Genomic DNA, 18198 nt, shown 5'->3' on the forward strand with positions numbered 1-18198 from the left:
GGCGGCCGTGACGCCCCGCACCCCACACCCCCCGGCCGCCTTCGCCGCGGCGGACCTCGGCGCCACCAGCGGACGGGTGCTCGTCGGCCGGGTCGGCCGTGACCGCCTCGACCTCACCGAGACCCACCGCTTCGACAACACTCCCGTCCAACTCCCGGACGGGTTGCACTGGAACGCCCTCGGCCTGTACCAAGGCGTCCTGGACGGCTTCCGCGAGGCCGCCGCGCGCTGGGACCTCGCCTCCGTCGGCATCGACAGCTGGGCCGTCGACTACGGGCTCCTCGACGCCGACGGCGCGCTCCTAGGCAATCCGTTCCACTACCGCGACCCACGCGGCGCCGCCGCCGTCCAGGCCGTCTGGTGCCGCCTCCCGGCCCGTGAGCTGTACCGGATCACCGGCCTTCAGCACCTGCCGTTCAACACGATCTTCCAGCTCGCCGCCGAGAAGCACCTCGACCGCGCCCGCACCCTGCTCCTGCTGCCCGACCTGATCACCCACTGGCTCACCGGCACCGTCGGCGCAGAGGTCACCAATGCCTCCACCACGGGCCTGTACGACGCCCGCACCGGCTCCTGGTCCGCCCCGGTCCTCGCCGCGCTCAACCTGGACCCGGCCCTCCTGCCCGCACTGCGCCGCCCCGGCGACCACGCCGGCACCGTCCTTTCGCACGTCGCCGCCGCCACCGGCCTGCGCCCCGACACGCCCGTAGTCGCGGTTGCCTCCCACGACACCGCCTCCGCGGTCGCGGCCGTCCCCGCCGGCACCGAGGACTTCGCCTACATCTCCTGCGGCACCTGGTCGCTCGCCGGCCTCGAACTCGACGCGCCCGTCCTCACCAACGCCTCGCACGCCGCCAACTTCACCAACGAACTCGGTATCGACGGCACCGTCCGCTACCTGCGCAACGTCATGGGCCTCTGGCTACTCAGCGAGAGCCAGCGCACCTGGCGCGCCCGTGGCGAGGCGCACCACCTGCCCGAGCTGCTCGAACGCGCCGCCGCCGCCCGCCCGTTCGCGGCGCTCGTCGACCCCGGCGCCCCCGAGTTCCTAGCCCCCGGCGACCTGCCGGCCCGCCTCGCCGAGCATTGCGCCCGCACCGGCCAGCACCTGCCCGAGGACCAGGGCGCCGTCGTCCGCTGCATCCTGGAGAGCCTGGCCTTGGCGCACCGTCACACCCTGTTTCAGGCCGTTCATTTGACCGGCCGCGCGATCCGCGCCGTGCATCTCGTCGGCGGCGGCAGCCGCAACGCCCTGCTGTGCCGGCTCACCGCCGACGCCACCGGCCTGCCCGTCATCGCCGGCCCCGCCGAGGCCACCGCCATCGGCAACATCCTCGTCCAGGCCCGCACCCACGGCCTGGTCGAGGACCGCGGCGCCATGCGTCGCCTGGTCGCCCGCACCCAGCGCCTGCGGCGCTACGAGCCCGCCGGAGACATCGGCGCGTGGGACGTCGCCGCCGCCCGTGTGGGGCTCGCCTGACCTGAGCCGCACGGCATGGACGTGGTGTCACCTCCCGTCGTGCTGACTGTGACGGTCAGTCAAATGTTGCTCAAGTTCGCATGGTTGTGGATCGTAATTCTGGAAATACTCCATTTACCGAAGGGCGACGTGCTGGCCGTCAGGTGGCCGGGTGCGCATATTCCCGATGCGATCGCGCGACCAGCGGCTGCCCTTCGTGTCATCCCGACCTCGCTGTCATTGCTGTGAGCTGCCCGCATGCCGTCACCAGGACTCCGAACGGCGAGGCCCCGCGTCGACCGAATGTCGCGCCGCAAAACAATTGCGGGCGACCCGAACAGGTTTAGAAGGAAGGCCTGTTCGGCTCTCGAAGCCATTTCTCAGAGTTCGGAGGGTTTCCATGCGCACGCGTCGCCGCAGATCCCTGCGTCTCCTGGTGTGCCTGGCACTGTCACTGTCCGCAGTGCCGCTGGCCGTCCTCGCCGCGCCTCAGGCCGGCGCTGCCGACGGGCCGACCGTGTGGATCCTGGACGCCACCGACCGGCCCTTCACCTCGACCACCCCGCCGGGCTGGGCACCGACCGGGATCGAGCTGTACGCGGCCCGCAACGCCTACGAGGGGGCGCAGATCCTGGTGCGGTCCGGTTCAGCGCAGACCGAGGTGTCCGTCACCTCCGGGGCGCTGACCGGCCCCGGCGGCGCGTTCATTCCCGCTGCGAACATCACCACGCGCTACGAGTACAACCACCCGAGCATCCAGAAGGTCGGCAACGTCCAGAACCCGCCCGACGGTGGGATCGCCTACTACGACGCGCTGATGAACAACAGTCCGCAGTCGGTGGCGGCGAACACCACGTACGCCGCCTACTACCAGGTCTACGTGCCGGCCGGTCAGGCGCCGGGTGTCTACATCGGCAGCGCCAGGGTGAACAGCAGCCTGGGCGCCGTCACGGTGCCGGTGTCGGTTACCGTGTACAGCGCCACGATCCCGCCGACCTCGCAGTCCACGTTCAAGATGAACAACTGGTTCTCCTCGGCGGGCTGGGACTACGCGGGCACTGAGGCGTCGATCCCGAACGAGTACGGCGTGCAGATGTACGACGCCAACTGGTGGACCGTCGAGGCCAACATCGCCGCGAACATGGCGCGGCACCGGAACAACGTGATCTACGCCGACGCGGTGGCCCTGCTGATCCCGGACACCACCGTCGACGCCGCAGGCCACTTCACCTTCGGCTGGTCCACCTTCGACCGGTTCGTCAACCTCTTCGTCAGCGCCGGGGCCATGCAGTACCTCTACACCCCGACCCTGCTGGAGCCGCCCGCCTCCGGTCCGTACCTCGAGACCCTGGTGCCGGCCAACGGCGTCAGCGGCGCGGTCAAGCACGCGCTCTGCCGGCCCGACTCCGCTCCGGCCAATGGCTGCCCGGACACCAACATCTGGTTGAACCAGTTCTTCCCGGCGCTGAAGGCGCACCTGGATGCCAAGGGCTGGACGAACAACTTCTACATGAGCGCCCTGGACGAGCCCACCACCACGCAACAGGCCACGGCTGCCAACTGGCTCTACACCCTCTACGAGCAGTACTTCCCGAACCCGCGTACCAACGAGGCGCAGCTGACCACCTTCACCGGGGACGCGGCTCATCTGTCGACGCAGACCCCGCTCTCGTCGAACTACGACGCGAACGTCGCGCTCTATCAGAGCTACCGGATCAGCGGGAAGGACCTGTGGCTGTACAGCTGCATCCTCCCGCAGGGCTCGTACATGAACCGCTTCACCAGCAACTACCTCAGCGGGACCAGGCTCCTCCCCTGGCTGACCTGGAAGATCGGCGGCGACGGCTACCTGCACTGGGGCTGGAACTACTGGCACGACGGCTTCAGCGAGCCGTACCCGGCCGCCGACACCTTCAACACCCCGCAGACCGGCGACCACTGGCTGGTCTATCCGAACAAGGCCGCCTACGGCATCTACGACAGCCTCCGCAGCGAAGCTCAGACCGCGGGCCTGCAGGACTTCGAACTGCTGCAGCAGCTGGCCGCGGTCAAGCCGCAGGCGGCGCGCACCCTGGCCGAGACGGTGATCACCAACCCGACGGCGTACGACACCTCCGGGTGGAACGTCGAGGGCCGGCACAAGCAGCTCCTCGACGAACTGGCCGCGGCGTCCGGTGACCTGGCGCTGCCGTTCACGGACGACTTCAGCGGCGGCGACCACTTCTGGACCCACACCCGGGGAACGTGGTCGACCAGCGGCGCCCAGTACACGCAGTCCGACGCGTCGGCGAACTGGGGGGACGTCTCCTACCTGCGCGGCCGGGGCTACACCGACGTCTCGGTCGGCGTGGACCTGCAGATCACCGGAGTGAGCTCGTTCGGTGGAAGCACCAACTGGGCCGGTCTGATGGTGCGTTCGGCCAACGGCACGGACCTGGACTCCGGCTACCTGATCGCCCAGCGGGACAACGGCCAGGTGTTCGTCTACCGCAGCGGCACAAGTATCGGCTCGGCGTCCGTGCCCGGCTACGTGTCGGGGCAGCGCACCCGCCTGCGCCTAGTGGCGCGCGGGAACGCACTGACGGTGTACTCCGGGACCGGGCAGGCGCCGGTGCTGACCGTCACCGACGCGGCGTTCACCGCAGGCGATGTGGGTCTGGTCACCGGCGGCGCCAGCGCGAACTTCTGGAACGCCCGGATCATGCCGACCTCTCTCGCCCCGGCCGAGAGTGCCGCCGCCACCGCCTCCAGCTCGTACGAGGCCGACGGCTGGGGTATCCGCTCGGCGGTCGACGGGCAGCGGCCGTCGGCGCCGAACGCTGCGGGGTGGAGCAGTTCCGGCAGTATCGCCACCAACCACACCGAGTGGGTGCGGCTGGACCTGGGCTCGACCCGGCCGGTGAGCCGGGTGGACCTCTACCCGCGCAGCGACGGGGCCAACGCCGGTCAGGGCTTCCCGGTCGACTTCACCATCCAGACCTCCACCGACGGCACGAACTGGACCACGGTCAGCACCCGGACCGGGTACGCGAGGCCCGGCGCCACGGCACAGACCTTCCCGTTCGCGACGGTCAACGCGCGCTACGTGAAGGTGACGGGGACCAACCTGAGCACAGATCAGTTCGGTAATTTCCGCATGCAGTTCGCGGAGATCGAGGCTGTCGGCGGAGATCTGGCAGCGGGCGGCACGGCGACCACCTCCAGCTCGGTCGAGTATGCCAACGAGGGCTGGCTGACCGCCAACCTCACCAACGGGATCCATCACACCGACCTGTGGAACTCCTCGGGCTGGAGCAGCGCCGGGGCCGGCTCCCCGAACACCACGCAGTGGGCGAGGGTGGACCTCGGCGGCCCGTCACGGATCAGCCAGGTCACGTTGTACCCCCGCGACGACATCCCGAACACCGGGCGCGGCTTCCCGTCGGCCTTCACCGTCCAGCTCTCGACCGACGGCACGAACTGGACCACCGTGGTGTCGAGGAGCTCGTACCCGCGCCCCGGAGCCGGTGGCCTTTCCTTCGCCTTCGCCGCCACCACCGCCCGGTACGTGAAGGTCACCGGCACCACGCTCACCGCCGACCAGTTCGGCGTGTACTACATGCAGCTGGCGGGGATCGGTGTCTCATGACGAAGCACCGGATCTGCTTCCTGCTCCATGTGAAGGCCGAACTCGGCGACGAGTACCGCGAGCGCCACGCCCAGGTGTGGCCGGAGATGCTCGATGCCCTCCGGGCCACCGGCTGGACCAACTACTCCCTGTTCCTGCGCCCGGACGGCCTGCTCGTCGGCTACCTGGAGACCGAGGACTTCGATCGCGCCCGCGAGGCGATGTCCGCCACCGAGGTCAATGCCCGCTGGCAGGCCGAGATGTCCCGCTACTTCCAGTACCTGGACGGCACGTCGGCTGACCAGGCGATGGCACCGCTGACGGAGGTGTTCCACCTGGACTGACAGTCCTGAGAGGAGGTATGTAACTCTTTGTCCGGCCCGCCGTTGTGCGGATGAGGCACAGTGAGCAGTTGGTGGGGCTAGCAGTCCAGCCGAACTTTGACGTTTTGCCTGGTCAACGGCTTGTGCGTGGGCAGTGTAGCGGGGTGGTGCCGGGTGGGGGACTGGTTCTCCCGGCTCGTCCCGCAAACGAGCGCCCGCGCCGTGTGTAGTGACATCGGGCTGGACAGCCAATCGGTGTGATTGACGACGTACCCGCCAACGAGTGGGAACAGGAACTGGAAGAGCTCTTCCTGCAGGTCGGGCATCGCTTCTCTCGTGTCGAGCCGAGGCGCCGGATGCGGGACTACGTCCGTGGTCTGCTCGGACCGGTGAACCGCAAGGTACTCCGGCACCGCCGGCCGCACCGAGAACTGCCAGATCGGCGTCTTCGCCGCCTACGCCACCACCCTGGGCCACGCCCTGGTCGACCGCGAGCTCTACCTGCCCAAGTCCTGGACCGACGACGCCGAACGCTGCCGCGCCGCCAAGATCCCCGGCGAGCGTGGCTTCGCGACGAAGAACGACCTGGCCCGCACCATGGTCCTGCGGGCACTCGCCTCTCCGCTGCCCGTCGCCTGGGTCACCGCGGATGCCGCCTACGGGCAGGACTCCCGCTTCCGCCGGTTCCTGGAAGACGCCGGCCTGTCCTCCGTCATGGCCGTGCCCAAGTCCCAGCAGGTCCACGGCCCCCGCATCGACCACCTCTCGCGAAGAACGAGTGCGGCCTGGACCAATACGAAGTCCGCCGCTACACCGGCTGGCACCGGCGCGTCACTCTCTCGATGCTCGCCCACGCCTTCCTTGCAGTCACCGCCGCCCACGCAAAGGAAAGGGGGAACCGAACGGGACACGCCCGACCTCGTGGACCTCAAGCCAGCCGAGATTCGCCGTCTGCTGGCAACTGCCCACCACCATCCTGCTGCACGGGGCGACCACGCAGTGAAGTGGTCGCGATGGCGCCGCCTGCACCAGGCACGTGCACGCCGATGTCACTACACACGGCGCGGGCGCTCGTTTGCGGGACGAGCCGGGAGAACCATTCCCTCACCCGGCACCACCCCGCTACACTGCCCACGCTCAAGCCGTTGACCAGGCAAAACGTCAAAGTCCGGCTGGAGTACTAGGCCGCTTCTTCTGGATCACCACGTTCAGCCCATGCGCCATGCCGTCTGGGCGTGATCGTGTTCCCGGCCTTGGGCTGGAGGTCATCGGTGAAGCCGTCGTTGGCAATGGACTGGTCCGCTCTCAAGCTTCTGGCTACAGAGCGTGACGGGATAGTGTCGTCCATGGCATGCCGAAGGGCGACGGCGTTCTGTCGGGGTGGCGATGGATGGGGCAACTCCGCTTACCGTGCTGGTTCGGTGCTGACTCAGATGTCCTGCGCAAGGGAAACCTGCAGGTGGTAGCTCTGGTCGGATGAGTTTTCGTACCACTCGATGGTGGTCCCGGTGAGACTGGCGGCGACGATTCTCTTGATGGATCCGGCGGTCGGGGGAGTGGTCTCGGGGGAGGCCATGAACACCACTTCCAGGGGGTCTGCGGGGACGATCGGTGTCGCCACAACGTAGAAGTCCCCAGGTCACCGGCATATGTGGCCGGTCATCATATTCAGCCCCCGCCGAGTGTGCCCGCACACCACATCACCCGAACCGCCCCTCTCCGAGCTCGCCAGGAGGGGGCCGGCAAGCCCTGCCGGAGTTGCGGCTTCTCCTGCCGCGGGGGTTCCGCGGCAGGAGAAGCCGAAGGGCACCCGTCAGGTGCGGTACGCGTAGTAGATCGCGTCCGGGTAGGACGCGATGATGCTCGCGAGCGACTTACGGTAGGTGTTGGTGGAGTGGTACGTGAGGTACGGCATTCCGGCGTTGCTGCGGTACGTCACCATCATGGAATGGTCCTTGGACCCGTCCCTGTTGAAGTCCACCTGCACGATGTCACCGACGTCCGTCTGGTAGACGTTGGCCAGGTTGGCGGCCCGCTTGTTGGACAGCGTGAACCATGCCCACTCGTTCGCGCCGACCCAGGAGTCCGTCTGGCGGGCGCCGTCGTACGACCAGTTGCGGTAGTCCGTCGTGGAGCCCGGAACGGTCTTCCAGCCACCCGCCTTGAGCGCCTGGCTGATGAAGTTGGTGCAGTCACCTCCCGCGCCGCTGAACTTGCGGTACGCCGGGTTGTAGCTGCTCCAGTACTTCTCCGCGTACTTCGCCATGGCCGCGTAGTCGTACGCACCGCCGGTCTTCGCCTTGGGCTTCGCCGGGGCGGGGTACTTGGTGGACGCGGGCGTGCCGTCCGGATACTGCTGGCCATCGTCCTTGGCGACGTTCGTCTTGGCCGCCACGGGCTCGTTGATCGCGACGGGGCCGTTGTCCTGGGACTTGATCGAGGTCAGCTCCCAGGCACCGCCCCGCTTGCTGGTGAGGGTCAGTTCGTAGCGCGTCCGGAAGTCGGTCGTGGCCGGCTCGTCCCCGCGCAGTTTCTTGTAGGTGAGCGTGGTGTCCTCGGAGACCTCGACGGTCGCCTTCCCGCCGGTGACCGTGGCCCGGTCCACGGAGACGTGGGTGGTGGCACCCGTGTAGGCCTCGCCGAGCGCCGCCAGGCGCGTCCTACGGGACTGCAGCGACGAGATCGCGGCGTCCTCGTCCTTCTTCAGCTGGGCCGACATGCGCGTCTTCGCGGAGGACGGGCCGGAGTTGCGGTGTCCCGGCTGCTCCTCGACCAGAGCCTGGGTGCGCTGGGAGAGCACGTCGTCGGCCATGCGGGCGAAGGCGTCGACGGTCGCGCGGTCGGCTGCCTCGGGCCCGGAACCCGCACTCGCGGAGTAGGCGAACAGCGTCGCGGACGACAGGGCCACGGTCAAGGCTGCGCCGACGGCAAGCCTGAACCTCTTTGGTATCACTGCTTTTCCCCTTGTCACCCGGTCCACACGAACCGGGGGACGGAATCTTCGCACAACCAGGAGGCTCCTCCGTCTCCTTCGGCGCATTCCGCTTCCTCGACGGTCACCCGACAGGAGTCACTTTGAGCGCAGGGCGATCTGCCTCCGGTTGTCACCTTCCGCCACTGGCGCCGTAACGCGCGGCCGGAAGCCGATGCCACCACGCCGACCTCACAGCAAATGCCTCTAGGGTATGCAGGAAAGCACAGCAAGGGGGCATTCCTAGTGGGCAGGCAGGATACGTCCGCAAGAGGGCGATCGTGGGGCAGGCGGGCGGCTCCGGAGGGCAGCGGCGGAGCCCCGTCGGGCCGCCGGAGGAAGACCGGGACACGCCGTCGGCCCCAGGCGGCGGCCGGCCTGCCAGGCGCCCTCGCGGCGGCTGCCGCTGCGGCGCGCACACAACTGCGGCGCCTGCGACCTGCCTTCCCGAGGCCGGGCCGCAGCGGCTGGCGCCGGTGGATACCCTCCTGGCGTCAGTGGCTGGGTGCCTGCCTGTATGCGTTCATAGCCCTGACGGGCTTCATCACGTACGCCTACGCGACCACGGACATACCCGAAGACCTCAACTCGTTCGCCACACAGCAGGACAACGTCTACTACTGGGCCGACGGCTCCACGATGGCCCGGACGGGCTGGGTCAGCCGGCAGGAGATGCCGCTGGACAAGGTGCCTCCCAAGGTCCAGGGAGCCGTTCTCTCCGCCGAGAACGCGAGCTTCTACTCGGATCCCGGCGTGTCACCGTCCGGCGTCCTGCGCGCCCTGGGTGCCGCGGCGACGGGGGGCGAGACCCAGGGCGGGTCCACCATCACGCAGCAGTACGTGAAGAACGCCTACCTGAACCAGGACCGCACACTCTCCCGGAAGTTCACCGAGCTCTTGCTCGCCGTGAAACTGGACAACCAGAGGGACAAGAAGCAGATCCTCCAGGACTACCTGAACACCAGCTGGTTCGGGCGCGGGACATACGGGATCCAGCGCGCGTCCCAGGCGTACTTCGGCAAGGACGTCTCGCAGCTCAATGCCAGCGAGGGCGCCTTCCTGGCCTCCCTCCTCAAGGGCGCCGGGATGTACGACCCGGCCGCCGGCAAGGAGAACCACGAGCGGGCCGTCGAACGCTGGGCCTGGATCCTGGACCGCATGGTCGAGACCGGCCGGCTCTCGCGCGCCGAGCGCGCCACCTACACCACATTCCCCGAGCCCCTGGGGGCTGCCCTCCCCGGCACTCCTGGCGCGCAGACCGGGTATCTGGTCGATCTGGCCAAGGCCTACGCGATCAAGGCGGGCCACATCACGGACTCCGACTTCGACCTCGGCGGCTACCAGATCTACACGACCTTCGACCGGACCCGCATGACGGCCCTGACCTCTGCCGTCCAAAAGGCGCAGAAGGACTTCGACGCCGAGCGGCGTCCCGACACGGACAAACACGCGAAGATCGGCGCGGCGAGCGTCTCCCCCGACGGGCGGCTGCTCGCCGTGTACGGCGGCCCCGACTATCTGAAGCAGGGCTTCAACGAGTCGAACGCGACGACGATCCCGGTCGGCACGGCGTTCACACCGATCGTCTACGCCGCTGCGCTCGACGAAGGGGTGCTGCGCTCACGCGGCAAGACCCGTACGCCCGTCTCCCCCTCCACCCCGTACAACGGCGACGACCAGGTCACCGTGCAGACGCCCGAGGGACCGTACTGGGACCGCAGCGGCAAGGTGGTGAAGGGCCGCAACGACGACGGTCGCAACTGGGGCCAGGTGACGTTGCGCCAGGCCGTCGCCAACTCCGTCAACACTCCCATGCTGCAACTCGGCCTCGATGTGGGCCTCGACGGGGTGCAGTCGTTCGCCCAGCGCGCGGGCCTGCTCGGATCGAGCCTCGGGCCACGGATTCCCACGTTCGCGCTCGGGGAGAACTCGATGCCCAGTGCGATCCGCATGGCCGGCGCCTACGAGACCTTCGCCGCCGACGGCATGCACACCGACCCCTACTCGGTGCGCTCGGCCAGCCGCAACGGCGCTGCGGTCCCGCTCGACATGCCGCAGCCGACCCGGGCCGTGACGGCCAAGACCGCCCAGGCGGTGACGGACGCCTTGCGGGACGCGGTCACCGAGGGTTCGGCGAAGACGGCGGGCAAGGCGCACGCCGGGGCGGCGGGCAAGACCGGAACGACGGCCGCGAATACGGCGGGCTGGTTCGTTGCGAGCACCGAGCAGGAGTCCACGGCCGTGGTGGTCTACCGGATGTCGCTGACCGACCTGGTTCCGCTGCCGCTGACGGGACTGGGCGGCGACGCCCCGGGCACGCCCGGCAGCGAGCGGGCGGTGCGTCTGTGGACCGACTACATCAAGGCGGTGAAGTAGGCCGGGCAGCGCACGCTGCCCGGCCCCGGGCCCCGTCTACTTGATGAGCGAAGCCCAGTCCGGTGCCTGCGCGGGGTCGAGCGTGCGCAGTTGGGCCAGGACCTTCGGATCCTGCGCGTCGAGCCAGTCCGCCAGCTCCCGGAAGGACACGCAGCGGACGTCCTGGCGCGGGCAGACGTCCTTCATCACGTCCTCGACAGCCTTCATGTAGATGCCGCCGTTCCAGTCCTCGAAGTGGTTGCCGACGAACATGGGCGCCCGGCTGCCGTTGTAGACACGGTTGAAGCCGTTCAGATACGAGGCCCGGGTCTGGGCCTGCCACGCTGCGAACTTCGCCGGGTCGCCCTGTGTGCTGTCGCCCGACTGGTTGAAGAGGAAGTTGAAGTCCATGGAGAGGACCTGCACCTCCTTGCCCTGCAGCGGTACGAGCTGCAGGGGAAAGTTCCAGATGCCGTCCTGCTTGGACGGCCACATCTGGAAGTCTCCCGCGGAGCTCGCGTCGTAGCGCCAGCCGTACGGCTTGATCGCGGTCAGGAGGTTCTTCTGGCCCTCCAGACAGGGCGCCCGGCCTCCGACCACTTCCCGGTCCGGGTCGAAGGGCAGCGGCGCCTCCTTGGTGAAACCGGTGTTGGTCTTCCAGTTCTTGACGAACGAATACGTCTGGTCGATCTCGCTCTTCCATTCGGCGGGGCTCCAGTCCCCGCCGCCCTTGGGCCCGCAGAAGTGCCCGTTGAAGTGCGAACCGATCTCGTCGCCATCGCCCCAGGCGCCGCGCAACTGCTCCAGCGTGCCCTTCACGTGCGGGACGGTCGGGTAAGAGATGGCGGCCGAACCCTGGTTGTGCTGCGGCGGCCGGTAGAGCGTCTTCTTGCTTTCCGGCAGCAGGTAGATGCCCGTGAGGAAGAAGGTCATGTGAGCCTTGTTCTCGCGGGCGACCTGGCGGAAGTGGGAGAAGAGGTGGTCGTCGCCCTCCAGCGCGCCGTCCCAGGAGAACACCACGAACTGCGGCGGCTTCTCCCCGGGCTTCAGCCGCTCGGGCTTGAGCTGTCCCGGCTGCGGCCCGGTGTAGGAGGTGGAGCCGTCTCCCAACACCTTGACCTTGCCGTCCCAGGCCTCCTCGGCCTTCTTCGCAGCGGCGGCCCCGTCGGCCGCACCGCCCGGAGCCCCGAGCTTCGCATCGCGTTGGTCGGCCCCCTCGGGACCGCTCCTCGTGAAGGCGAACGCGGCGGCGGTGGCCCCGGCTATGGCGATCACGGCGACGCCCAGGCCCAGGCGTCTGCGGTTCTGCGCCTTCCTCCGTACTTTGCGGGTACTCCGAGACTCCGTCCGGGCAGCCGGAGCGGTGTCGGTATCGGCCATCGCAGTCGTCCCCCTGAGATCCCCGCAGCCGGGCCGCGTATGGATGGTTCATACGAATATAGAACTTGTCGGCACTCATCCCACACTCCAGACCCCTCAACCCGTCGCTTCACAGCCAACTCACAGCCCCACACCGGGTACCCGCCTCGGGGCCGGGGCCCCGGTCTCAGGGGCTGTGGCCGTGTTCGGGCGAATGCCGACCCGATGTCGACTTCACCGACGAGTGGCCGGGTGAGTGTTGGCCGGGGGCGTCGACCTGGCCGGCGAAGGGCGGCGCTGCCGGCGCGCTCGCCGACTGGAGCGGGCCGAGGCTGACCGGTTCGTCCGGCTGGTCGCCGGCGTCCATCAGTCACACCCGACCACGAGTGCGCCCGCCCGGCTCCCGGTCAGGTTCCGAGGCGGGGCGGGCCCCCGCGAAGGGGGCGACGACCCGGTGCCGTCACGGTTGCGGCGTGCTTGTCGTGCCCGGTGTCGGAGCGGGCGCGGGCGGGCTCGAATGCGGCGGCCAGGAGTAGTCGAACGGTGGTGGGCTCCATGGCGCGGGATCAGGCGGCGGCTTGAAGGGGCCGGCGCGGTTGGCCATCAGGATCAACGCCGTCCCGGCGAAGAGCAGGCTGATGACGATCAGCGTGAGCCCGAGGGGATTGCGAGGGTTGTAGTAGTAGCGGTTCGTGCCCCACTTGCTTCGTTTGAAGACCGGCTCGTCGTCATCGTTCACAGACCGGATCCTATGGAGAACGCTCGAGTGTTCCCAGGTGACAAGGTCTTGTCCCGTCAACCCATACGTCTCCTTGATGCAACACCCCTTGGTCCGTGCGTAGTTGCCATGTTTGGATCAAGAGAGGTCGAGGGAGGCGATATGTCGGGGGACTTCGAACGGGAGTGGCGCGGACGGTCCATGGCCTTGGCGGAGCGGTCTGCGGACATGAGGTTGAACGGGGCACCGGCTGGGCCTTTGGCGAACACCGCAGTGAAGGGCTTCGAGGGCTGGGACACCGCCCCGGGCCTGAAGAAGGTCGCCGACACGTGGGACAGGCAGGTCACGGTTCTGATGGGGAGGCTGGGGTCCGAGAAGAGCGCCGTGCGCGGCGCCTCCGGACGCTTCATCGGCAACGACATCGGCCTGGGTGACCAGTTCCGGCCGATCGGTCAGTCGAAACTCAACGGGCTGTGGGGGGTAGCAGGTGCTGACGTACTACGAAGTGATGACCACGGACCTGAGCCTGCTGACGACGGCGGCGGGCAAGTGGGATTCCATGGCGGCTGAGCTGAAGAAGGTCGAGAGCCGTTACGGGGAAAGCGTCCAGAAGATCACCATGTGTGAGAGCTGGAGCGGTATCAGCGTCGGGGTGGCCCATACGAGCTTCGCGGCCACGCGCTACGAGTACTCCGCCGCAGATCCAGGCCAAGGCCGTCGCAAGCCTCCTGCGCGATGCGCACAGCCAGTTCACCGAACTCAAGAAGAGGGTCGAGAGCGCGCGGGACGATGCGATCAAGGCCTGGCATAGGCGCCACGAACTCCCTGATCGACTCCTTCGCGACCCAGCAGCACGCCGACAGGACGGTGGCGCACAATCACGCGAAGGGCGAGGCTCAGCAGAGCTATATCACTGGTCGCGAGGACGCGTACTCCGCGCTCCGGACAAGGAAGTAGAGCGCCATGCCCACCACACCCGCGCAGCGGTCGCCCCGCCGCCCCCGCCGCAGGATGCGCGCCGCCATCATTGCCCTGACAGCCGTGGCGGGCACACTGGCCGGGCTGCACCTCTGGCTGAACACGAACGCGTTCGGCAGCTCCACGCTCTGCGGAGGCGCGGTGGCCACCGAGGAGGCCGAGGCCGTGCTCACCGGGCCGGGCAGGATCTCCGACCGCCCCGGACCGCGCAGGACAACGGCCGACGGTGAAACCGGGTTCGACTGCGTCATCGAACGCAGCGCGGCGGGGCTCCCCGGTTCGAAGACCGGGCGCCTGCATGTTCAGGGCACCCGCGAGCGCGGCGACTTCGCCTTCACCGGCGGCCGCTGGCCCGATCCCTCAACGGTGTCGTTCTTCCCGGGCGGGGGCGTGGCCCCGGGCCGCGGCTGGGTACAGCTCCCTGCGGCCTGCACCGACCGTCAGGCGGGCGTGGCCGAGGCGTACGCGGAGGTGGGCGCGGACCCGGCCAAGCTGGTTCGGCTCCTCACCGACACCGCGAACCGGATCAGTGGCAGGTCCGGCTGTGCGCAGAGTGAGCCGCTGAGCGCGCCCGACCGGATCGCGCCCGCCGCGCCGCAACGCCTGGCCACGGCAGGCAGCGTGTGCGGCTTGTCCGGCTTCACGCTCCCGGCCGTCCTGCGGGAGACCGTCCAGGACTCCGGCTCCACCTGGAGCTGTGGAACTGCCGCGGGGGAGGGTGCGGAGCAGGCCTACGCGACCTTCTCGGCGACCCAGGACCCCGCTGTCATCGCGGGGATCCGAAAGTCCGAGGGGTTCACGGGACAGGGATTCGACGCCACCCACACCGTCACCGAATGCTCCGGCAAGCCCACCTACTTCGCCATGGAGACGGGCTTCCGCTACACCGAATCCCTGGGCACCGGCGCGCCCGCTCCGCGGGACCTGTTCATCGCCTTCACCAAAGCGGCCGGGGCGAGATTCGGCTGCGCCAAGCCCGTAGAGGCCCATTGAGATGTCGGCAAGGCCCCGTCGTGGCCGCCGGGGCCGTATCGGCCAGGTGCCGAGAGAACGGAAGGTGCGCCGACCCCTGGACGGCCGCGCTGTGCGTCCTGCGCATGACCTCATCACCATATGACGCCGACCGGACCGACCAGATGGAGACCGTCCACCCATGTTCACGAAGATTGGCCTCGCCCGGGCCATTGCTCTCTCAGCCGTACTCAGCGCCACTGTGGCTGGATGCGGCGACGGCGCCGGGAAGGTGCCGGACGCAGACGCGGTGTCGCTCATCAAGGCTGCGAACACCCGGATGCTGAACGAGTCGTTCCATTCGTCGGGGAATACCACGGCCTTCGCCGGTGCGAAGCAGGAGATGTGGTCGGATCCTGCTCAAGGCCTCCATGTGGAGGTCACGGGGGGTATATCGGGCGACATCTACTGCAAGGACGGAACCTCGTACACCAGCGCCGATCTGTTCGCCGGTGCCCTGCGGCAGCGCGGCCAGCAGGTCACCGTCCCGGCAGAACTCAGGTCCTCTTACGTGGCCACGAAGGCGGAACAGGGCTGCGACATGTACTACAAGATCGCGGAGACGGGGCGCCGAACCGAGGGCAAGGACCGGGCCGTCGACGGCAGGCAGGCGCAAGCGGTAGAGGTAGCCGCAGGAAAGTCCGAAGACGTCTACTTCATCGACAAGGACCAGCAGCGGCTGCTCCTGCTGCAATCGCAGCGCGACGGCCGCACCAGCAGCACCACGTACGACGGCTTCGGGGAGAAGTTCACCATCACTCTTCCTGTCGCCGAGAAGATCCTGACCATGGACGCTTTCCGCTCCCGGGTCACGAAGTACTGACCACGCCCCTCGGACCGGGTCCCCGCATCGACCTCCGCCGCCCGTGCCATCCCCCGGTGCGCTGACACCTGGTAGCTCCGGCTCGCTGAGCGTCGCGGCGATCTGGAAGTCCTGCTTCGTCTCGTCCGAAGTGAGGACGTTCACGGGTAGCGGTTTCGCCACCTCGCCGTCACAGGCGGGCGACGGCGCGGCCTGGATGGCTTACGCGACCGCCCAGCTGGACCGCGGGGGAAGGCTTCAGATGATGAAGGTGGGCTGTTCGGCAATGCCCAGCAGGCTGCGGCCGTAGATCTCCCGGCCGAGGTCGGGGTTGACGACGCCGTGGCGGGAGGCGGTGTTCAGGTCGCGCCAGATCCGCTGGAGGGCATTGGTCCGGGCGAAGGCGCCGGCACCGGATACGGAGACGAGGCGGTCCACTGCCTCACGGCTGCGGGTTGCGGCGACTGCGGTGTCCATGCGGACCCGGGCCCGCTGCGCGATCGTGAGCTGCCGTTGCTCGGCGGCGGCGCGGTCGAGGTCGTCCGCGGCCCGGTAGGCGTGCAGGTGGGCGGTGTCGATCAGGGAGGCGGCGTCGGCGACGGCGAGTTGGACGCTCGGCGAGTCGGCCAGACGCGCGTAGGTGGTCAGGGACATGGGCTTGCGGGCAGCGGTGTCGAGGGTCAGGTCCAGGGCGGCCCTGGCCATTCCGAGCATGGGGGCGACGACCGTGAGGGCGAGCATCGAGGCGGCTGCGACCGCGATGCGGGGCTCGCCTTCGTGGCGGGTGGCGTAGGCGCCGGCCAGGACACCTCCCATGTCGAGCGTCCGGTGGGCCGGCACGTGCACCCGGTCGGCGACGACGGTGTTGCTGCCGGTACCCGCCATGCCCGCCACGTGCCACGTGTCCTCGACCCGGATCTCCTCGACCGGTACCAGGGCGATCAGCGGCGCCCGGTCCGCGGCCTGCGGAGCGATCGCCAGGGCCACCCACCGGGCATGGTCGATGCCCGAGGCCCAGCCCCACCGGCCCGATATGACCACGTCGCCGGTCGAGCCGGCGACTGCGGTGCCAGACGGGGTCAACGACGCGGCGACCGCCGCGTCGCGGTCCTTGCCCCAGACCTCGGTACGGGCGCGGTCGTCCGTCATGGAGGCGATGAGGCTGCCCCCGGTGAAGATGTTCGCGATCCAGGCGGCCGATCCGTCACCGCGGGCCAGTTCGGCCGTCACCTCCATGCAGGTGCGCACCCCGGCTCCGTACCCGCCGTGGGCGCGAGGGGTACCGAGACGGAACATGCCCGCTTCGCGCAGGGCCAGGGCAGCGCCGTCCGACACCCGGCGCAACCGTTCGCCCTCCTCGGCCTGCCCGGCGAGAACGGGTACGAGCCCGGCGGCCGCGGCCGTCAACTCGGCGCGGGCGTCGGTCTCCTCGGTCGGCGAGGGGGAGAGCGGAGGCGGGTTCTTCACGGCAGGGCTCCACGGGGTGGGGGTCGGTGCTGAGGGCGCACGAGGCCGTCCGCGGCCGGCTGTGCGGCCGCACTGACTCATCGCGTGGGCAACACTGTAGGAAGAGCAGCGCGGGCACGGGAGGAACATCCGTGCCACGACGGGGGGGATACGGGTGACACGGGCAGCGGCGGCAGCGGCAGCGGGGGCGGCGAGCGGCGCGGCGTGGCGGCAGCGGGCATCGTTCGACGTTCCGCTGCACCACCCGCACCGGCAGGATCTGCTGCACGAGCAGTGGGGGCGCCGGCTCGGCCACATCGCCCACGTACGGCACCTGCGGCTGCCTGCCGACCGCACCGCCGGGGTCCACCGGACCCGGGTGGAGCGCCGCCTGGTCGGCGACGTCGCCGTCAGCCGGCAGTTCAGCGACCCCATCGAGGGCGTCTCGGGCAGCGGGAACACGGACAGCCGCGCCGACCTCGTCGCCGTCCACGTCATCAGCAGCGGCAGCCTGCTCATCGAGGACACCGGCCGGCGAGCCGACATCGGCCCCGGCATGCTCTGCGTCCGCGACCTGCACGCCTTCTGGCGGTTCGCGTACACGGAGCCGACCGACTGCCGGGTGCTCATCCTGCCCAGGGCGGGCCTGCTCGACCATCTGCACCGGACCCGGCTGCCGCCCCTCACCGTCGTTCCTGCCACGACTCCGGAGTCCCGGCTGCTGCTCGCCCACCTCGACGCCGCCTGGGCCCTGGCGGACGAGCTCGGTCCGGCAGGAACCCGTGCCGCGGGCACGGCGCTGTCCGTACTGCTGACCGGACTCCTTCAGCCGCACACCGACACCGACCTCCCGCTGCAGACACTGCATGCCGCGGCCACCGCCCACGCCGAACGCCGGCTGATGGATCCGGGCCTGAACCCCGCCGCCATCGCCCGGGCGCTGAACGTCTCCGTCCGCACCCTCCATCGCGCCTTCGACGGCGAGACCGTCATGGCCTACGTCCGCCGAAGGCGTCTCGAGGGCGCCCGGAGCGACCTCGACCGCCCCGGCAGTCCGTACACCGTTGCCGAGGTGGCGGCACGCTGGCAGTTCGCCGACCCCAGCCACTTCCGCCGCGCCTACCGCAACGCCTACGGGCAGTCACCCCGAGCAGCAGGGGGGGCGTGAT

14 protein-coding genes and 1 pseudogene are annotated in these 18198 nt (G+C 69.2%); 10 read left to right on the forward strand and 5 right to left on the reverse strand.

Annotated features, from left to right (window positions below; all coding sequences use genetic code 11):
• The first annotated feature begins 7 nt into the window (after nt 1-7).
• From ACIQU4_RS07440 to ACIQU4_RS07460, 5 genes and pseudogenes are all read left to right on the forward strand, one after another.
• On the forward strand, nt 8-1480 hold the full coding sequence (locus ACIQU4_RS07440; RefSeq protein ID WP_403727038.1) for a rhamnulokinase family protein: 1473 nt from the start codon (nt 8-10) through the stop codon (nt 1478-1480).
• Between the two features lie 39 nt (nt 1481-1519).
• Entirely contained in the window at nt 1520-1708 is a 189-nt protein-coding gene (locus ACIQU4_RS07445) for a hypothetical protein (RefSeq protein ID WP_403727039.1), read from the forward strand.
• Nucleotides 1709-1859: 151 nt separating this feature from the next.
• Entirely contained in the window at nt 1860-5087 is a 3228-nt protein-coding gene (locus tag ACIQU4_RS07450) for a discoidin domain-containing protein (protein ID WP_403727040.1), read from the forward strand.
• Nucleotides 5084-5410: an L-rhamnose mutarotase gene (locus ACIQU4_RS07455; protein ID WP_403727041.1), complete on the forward strand. Its 327-nt coding sequence runs from the start codon at nt 5084-5086 to the stop codon at nt 5408-5410. The genes ACIQU4_RS07450 and ACIQU4_RS07455 overlap by 4 nt, the downstream gene beginning before the upstream one ends.
• Before the next feature lie 378 nt (nt 5411-5788).
• A pseudogene (locus ACIQU4_RS07460) lies at nt 5789-6273 on the forward strand (transposase); the annotation flags it as partial.
• A gap of 545 nt (nt 6274-6818) precedes the next feature.
• Here ACIQU4_RS07460 and ACIQU4_RS07465 read toward each other — a convergent pair.
• Complete coding sequence (locus ACIQU4_RS07465; protein ID WP_403727042.1) at nt 6819-7010, reverse strand: hypothetical protein; 192 nt, start codon at nt 7008-7010, stop codon at nt 6819-6821.
• Between the two features lie 192 nt (nt 7011-7202).
• Nucleotides 7203-8303, reverse strand: coding sequence for an amidase domain-containing protein (locus tag ACIQU4_RS07470; RefSeq protein WP_403727044.1), 1101 nt, complete (start codon nt 8301-8303; stop codon nt 7203-7205).
• Between the two features lie 258 nt (nt 8304-8561).
• Here ACIQU4_RS07470 and ACIQU4_RS07475 point away from each other — a divergent pair, with 258 nt between their 5' ends.
• The gene (locus ACIQU4_RS07475; RefSeq protein ID WP_403727045.1) at nt 8562-10736 is read left to right on the forward strand and encodes a transglycosylase domain-containing protein; all 2175 of its coding nucleotides are present in this window, start codon (nt 8562-8564) and stop codon (nt 10734-10736) included.
• A 36-nt stretch (nt 10737-10772) separates the two neighbouring features.
• Here the strand turns inward: ACIQU4_RS07475 and ACIQU4_RS07480 are convergent, their stop codons facing one another.
• A complete protein-coding gene (locus tag ACIQU4_RS07480) occupies nt 10773-12095 on the reverse strand; it encodes a hypothetical protein (RefSeq protein ID WP_403727046.1) in 1323 nt (440 codons plus the stop codon).
• Between the two features lie 439 nt (nt 12096-12534).
• Entirely contained in the window at nt 12535-12813 is a 279-nt protein-coding gene (locus ACIQU4_RS07485; RefSeq protein ID WP_403727048.1) for a hypothetical protein, read from the reverse strand.
• A 237-nt stretch (nt 12814-13050) separates the two neighbouring features.
• Here ACIQU4_RS07485 and ACIQU4_RS07490 point away from each other — a divergent pair, with 237 nt between their 5' ends.
• The 3 genes from ACIQU4_RS07490 to ACIQU4_RS07500 all read left to right on the forward strand — a co-directional run bounded on the left by ACIQU4_RS07490 (nt 13051) and on the right by ACIQU4_RS07500 (nt 15604).
• Entirely contained in the window at nt 13051-13362 is a 312-nt protein-coding gene (locus tag ACIQU4_RS07490; protein WP_403727050.1) for a hypothetical protein, read from the forward strand.
• A gap of 393 nt (nt 13363-13755) precedes the next feature.
• A complete protein-coding gene (locus ACIQU4_RS07495) occupies nt 13756-14763 on the forward strand; it encodes a hypothetical protein (protein ID WP_403727051.1) in 1008 nt (335 codons plus the stop codon).
• 160 nt (nt 14764-14923) lie between these two features.
• The gene (locus ACIQU4_RS07500; RefSeq protein ID WP_403727052.1) at nt 14924-15604 is read left to right on the forward strand and encodes a hypothetical protein; all 681 of its coding nucleotides are present in this window, start codon (nt 14924-14926) and stop codon (nt 15602-15604) included.
• Between the two features lie 237 nt (nt 15605-15841).
• On the opposite strand, the gene ACIQU4_RS07505 is transcribed toward ACIQU4_RS07500, so the two are convergent.
• Nucleotides 15842-17050: an acyl-CoA dehydrogenase family protein gene (locus ACIQU4_RS07505; RefSeq protein WP_403727054.1), complete on the reverse strand. Its 1209-nt coding sequence runs from the start codon at nt 17048-17050 to the stop codon at nt 15842-15844.
• A gap of 154 nt (nt 17051-17204) precedes the next feature.
• On the opposite strand from ACIQU4_RS07505, the gene ACIQU4_RS07510 reads away from it, so the two are divergent.
• Nucleotides 17205-18197 carry an AraC family transcriptional regulator gene (locus ACIQU4_RS07510; RefSeq protein ID WP_403727055.1) on the forward strand — a complete coding sequence of 331 codons (993 nt, stop codon included), beginning with the start codon at nt 17205-17207 and terminating at the stop codon, nt 18195-18197.
• Nucleotide 18198 lies beyond the last annotated feature (1 nt).

Origin of the sequence: Streptomyces sp. NPDC090741 (assembly GCF_044769045.1) — a bacterium.
Lineage (GTDB): Bacteria > Actinomycetota > Actinomycetes > Streptomycetales > Streptomycetaceae > Streptomyces.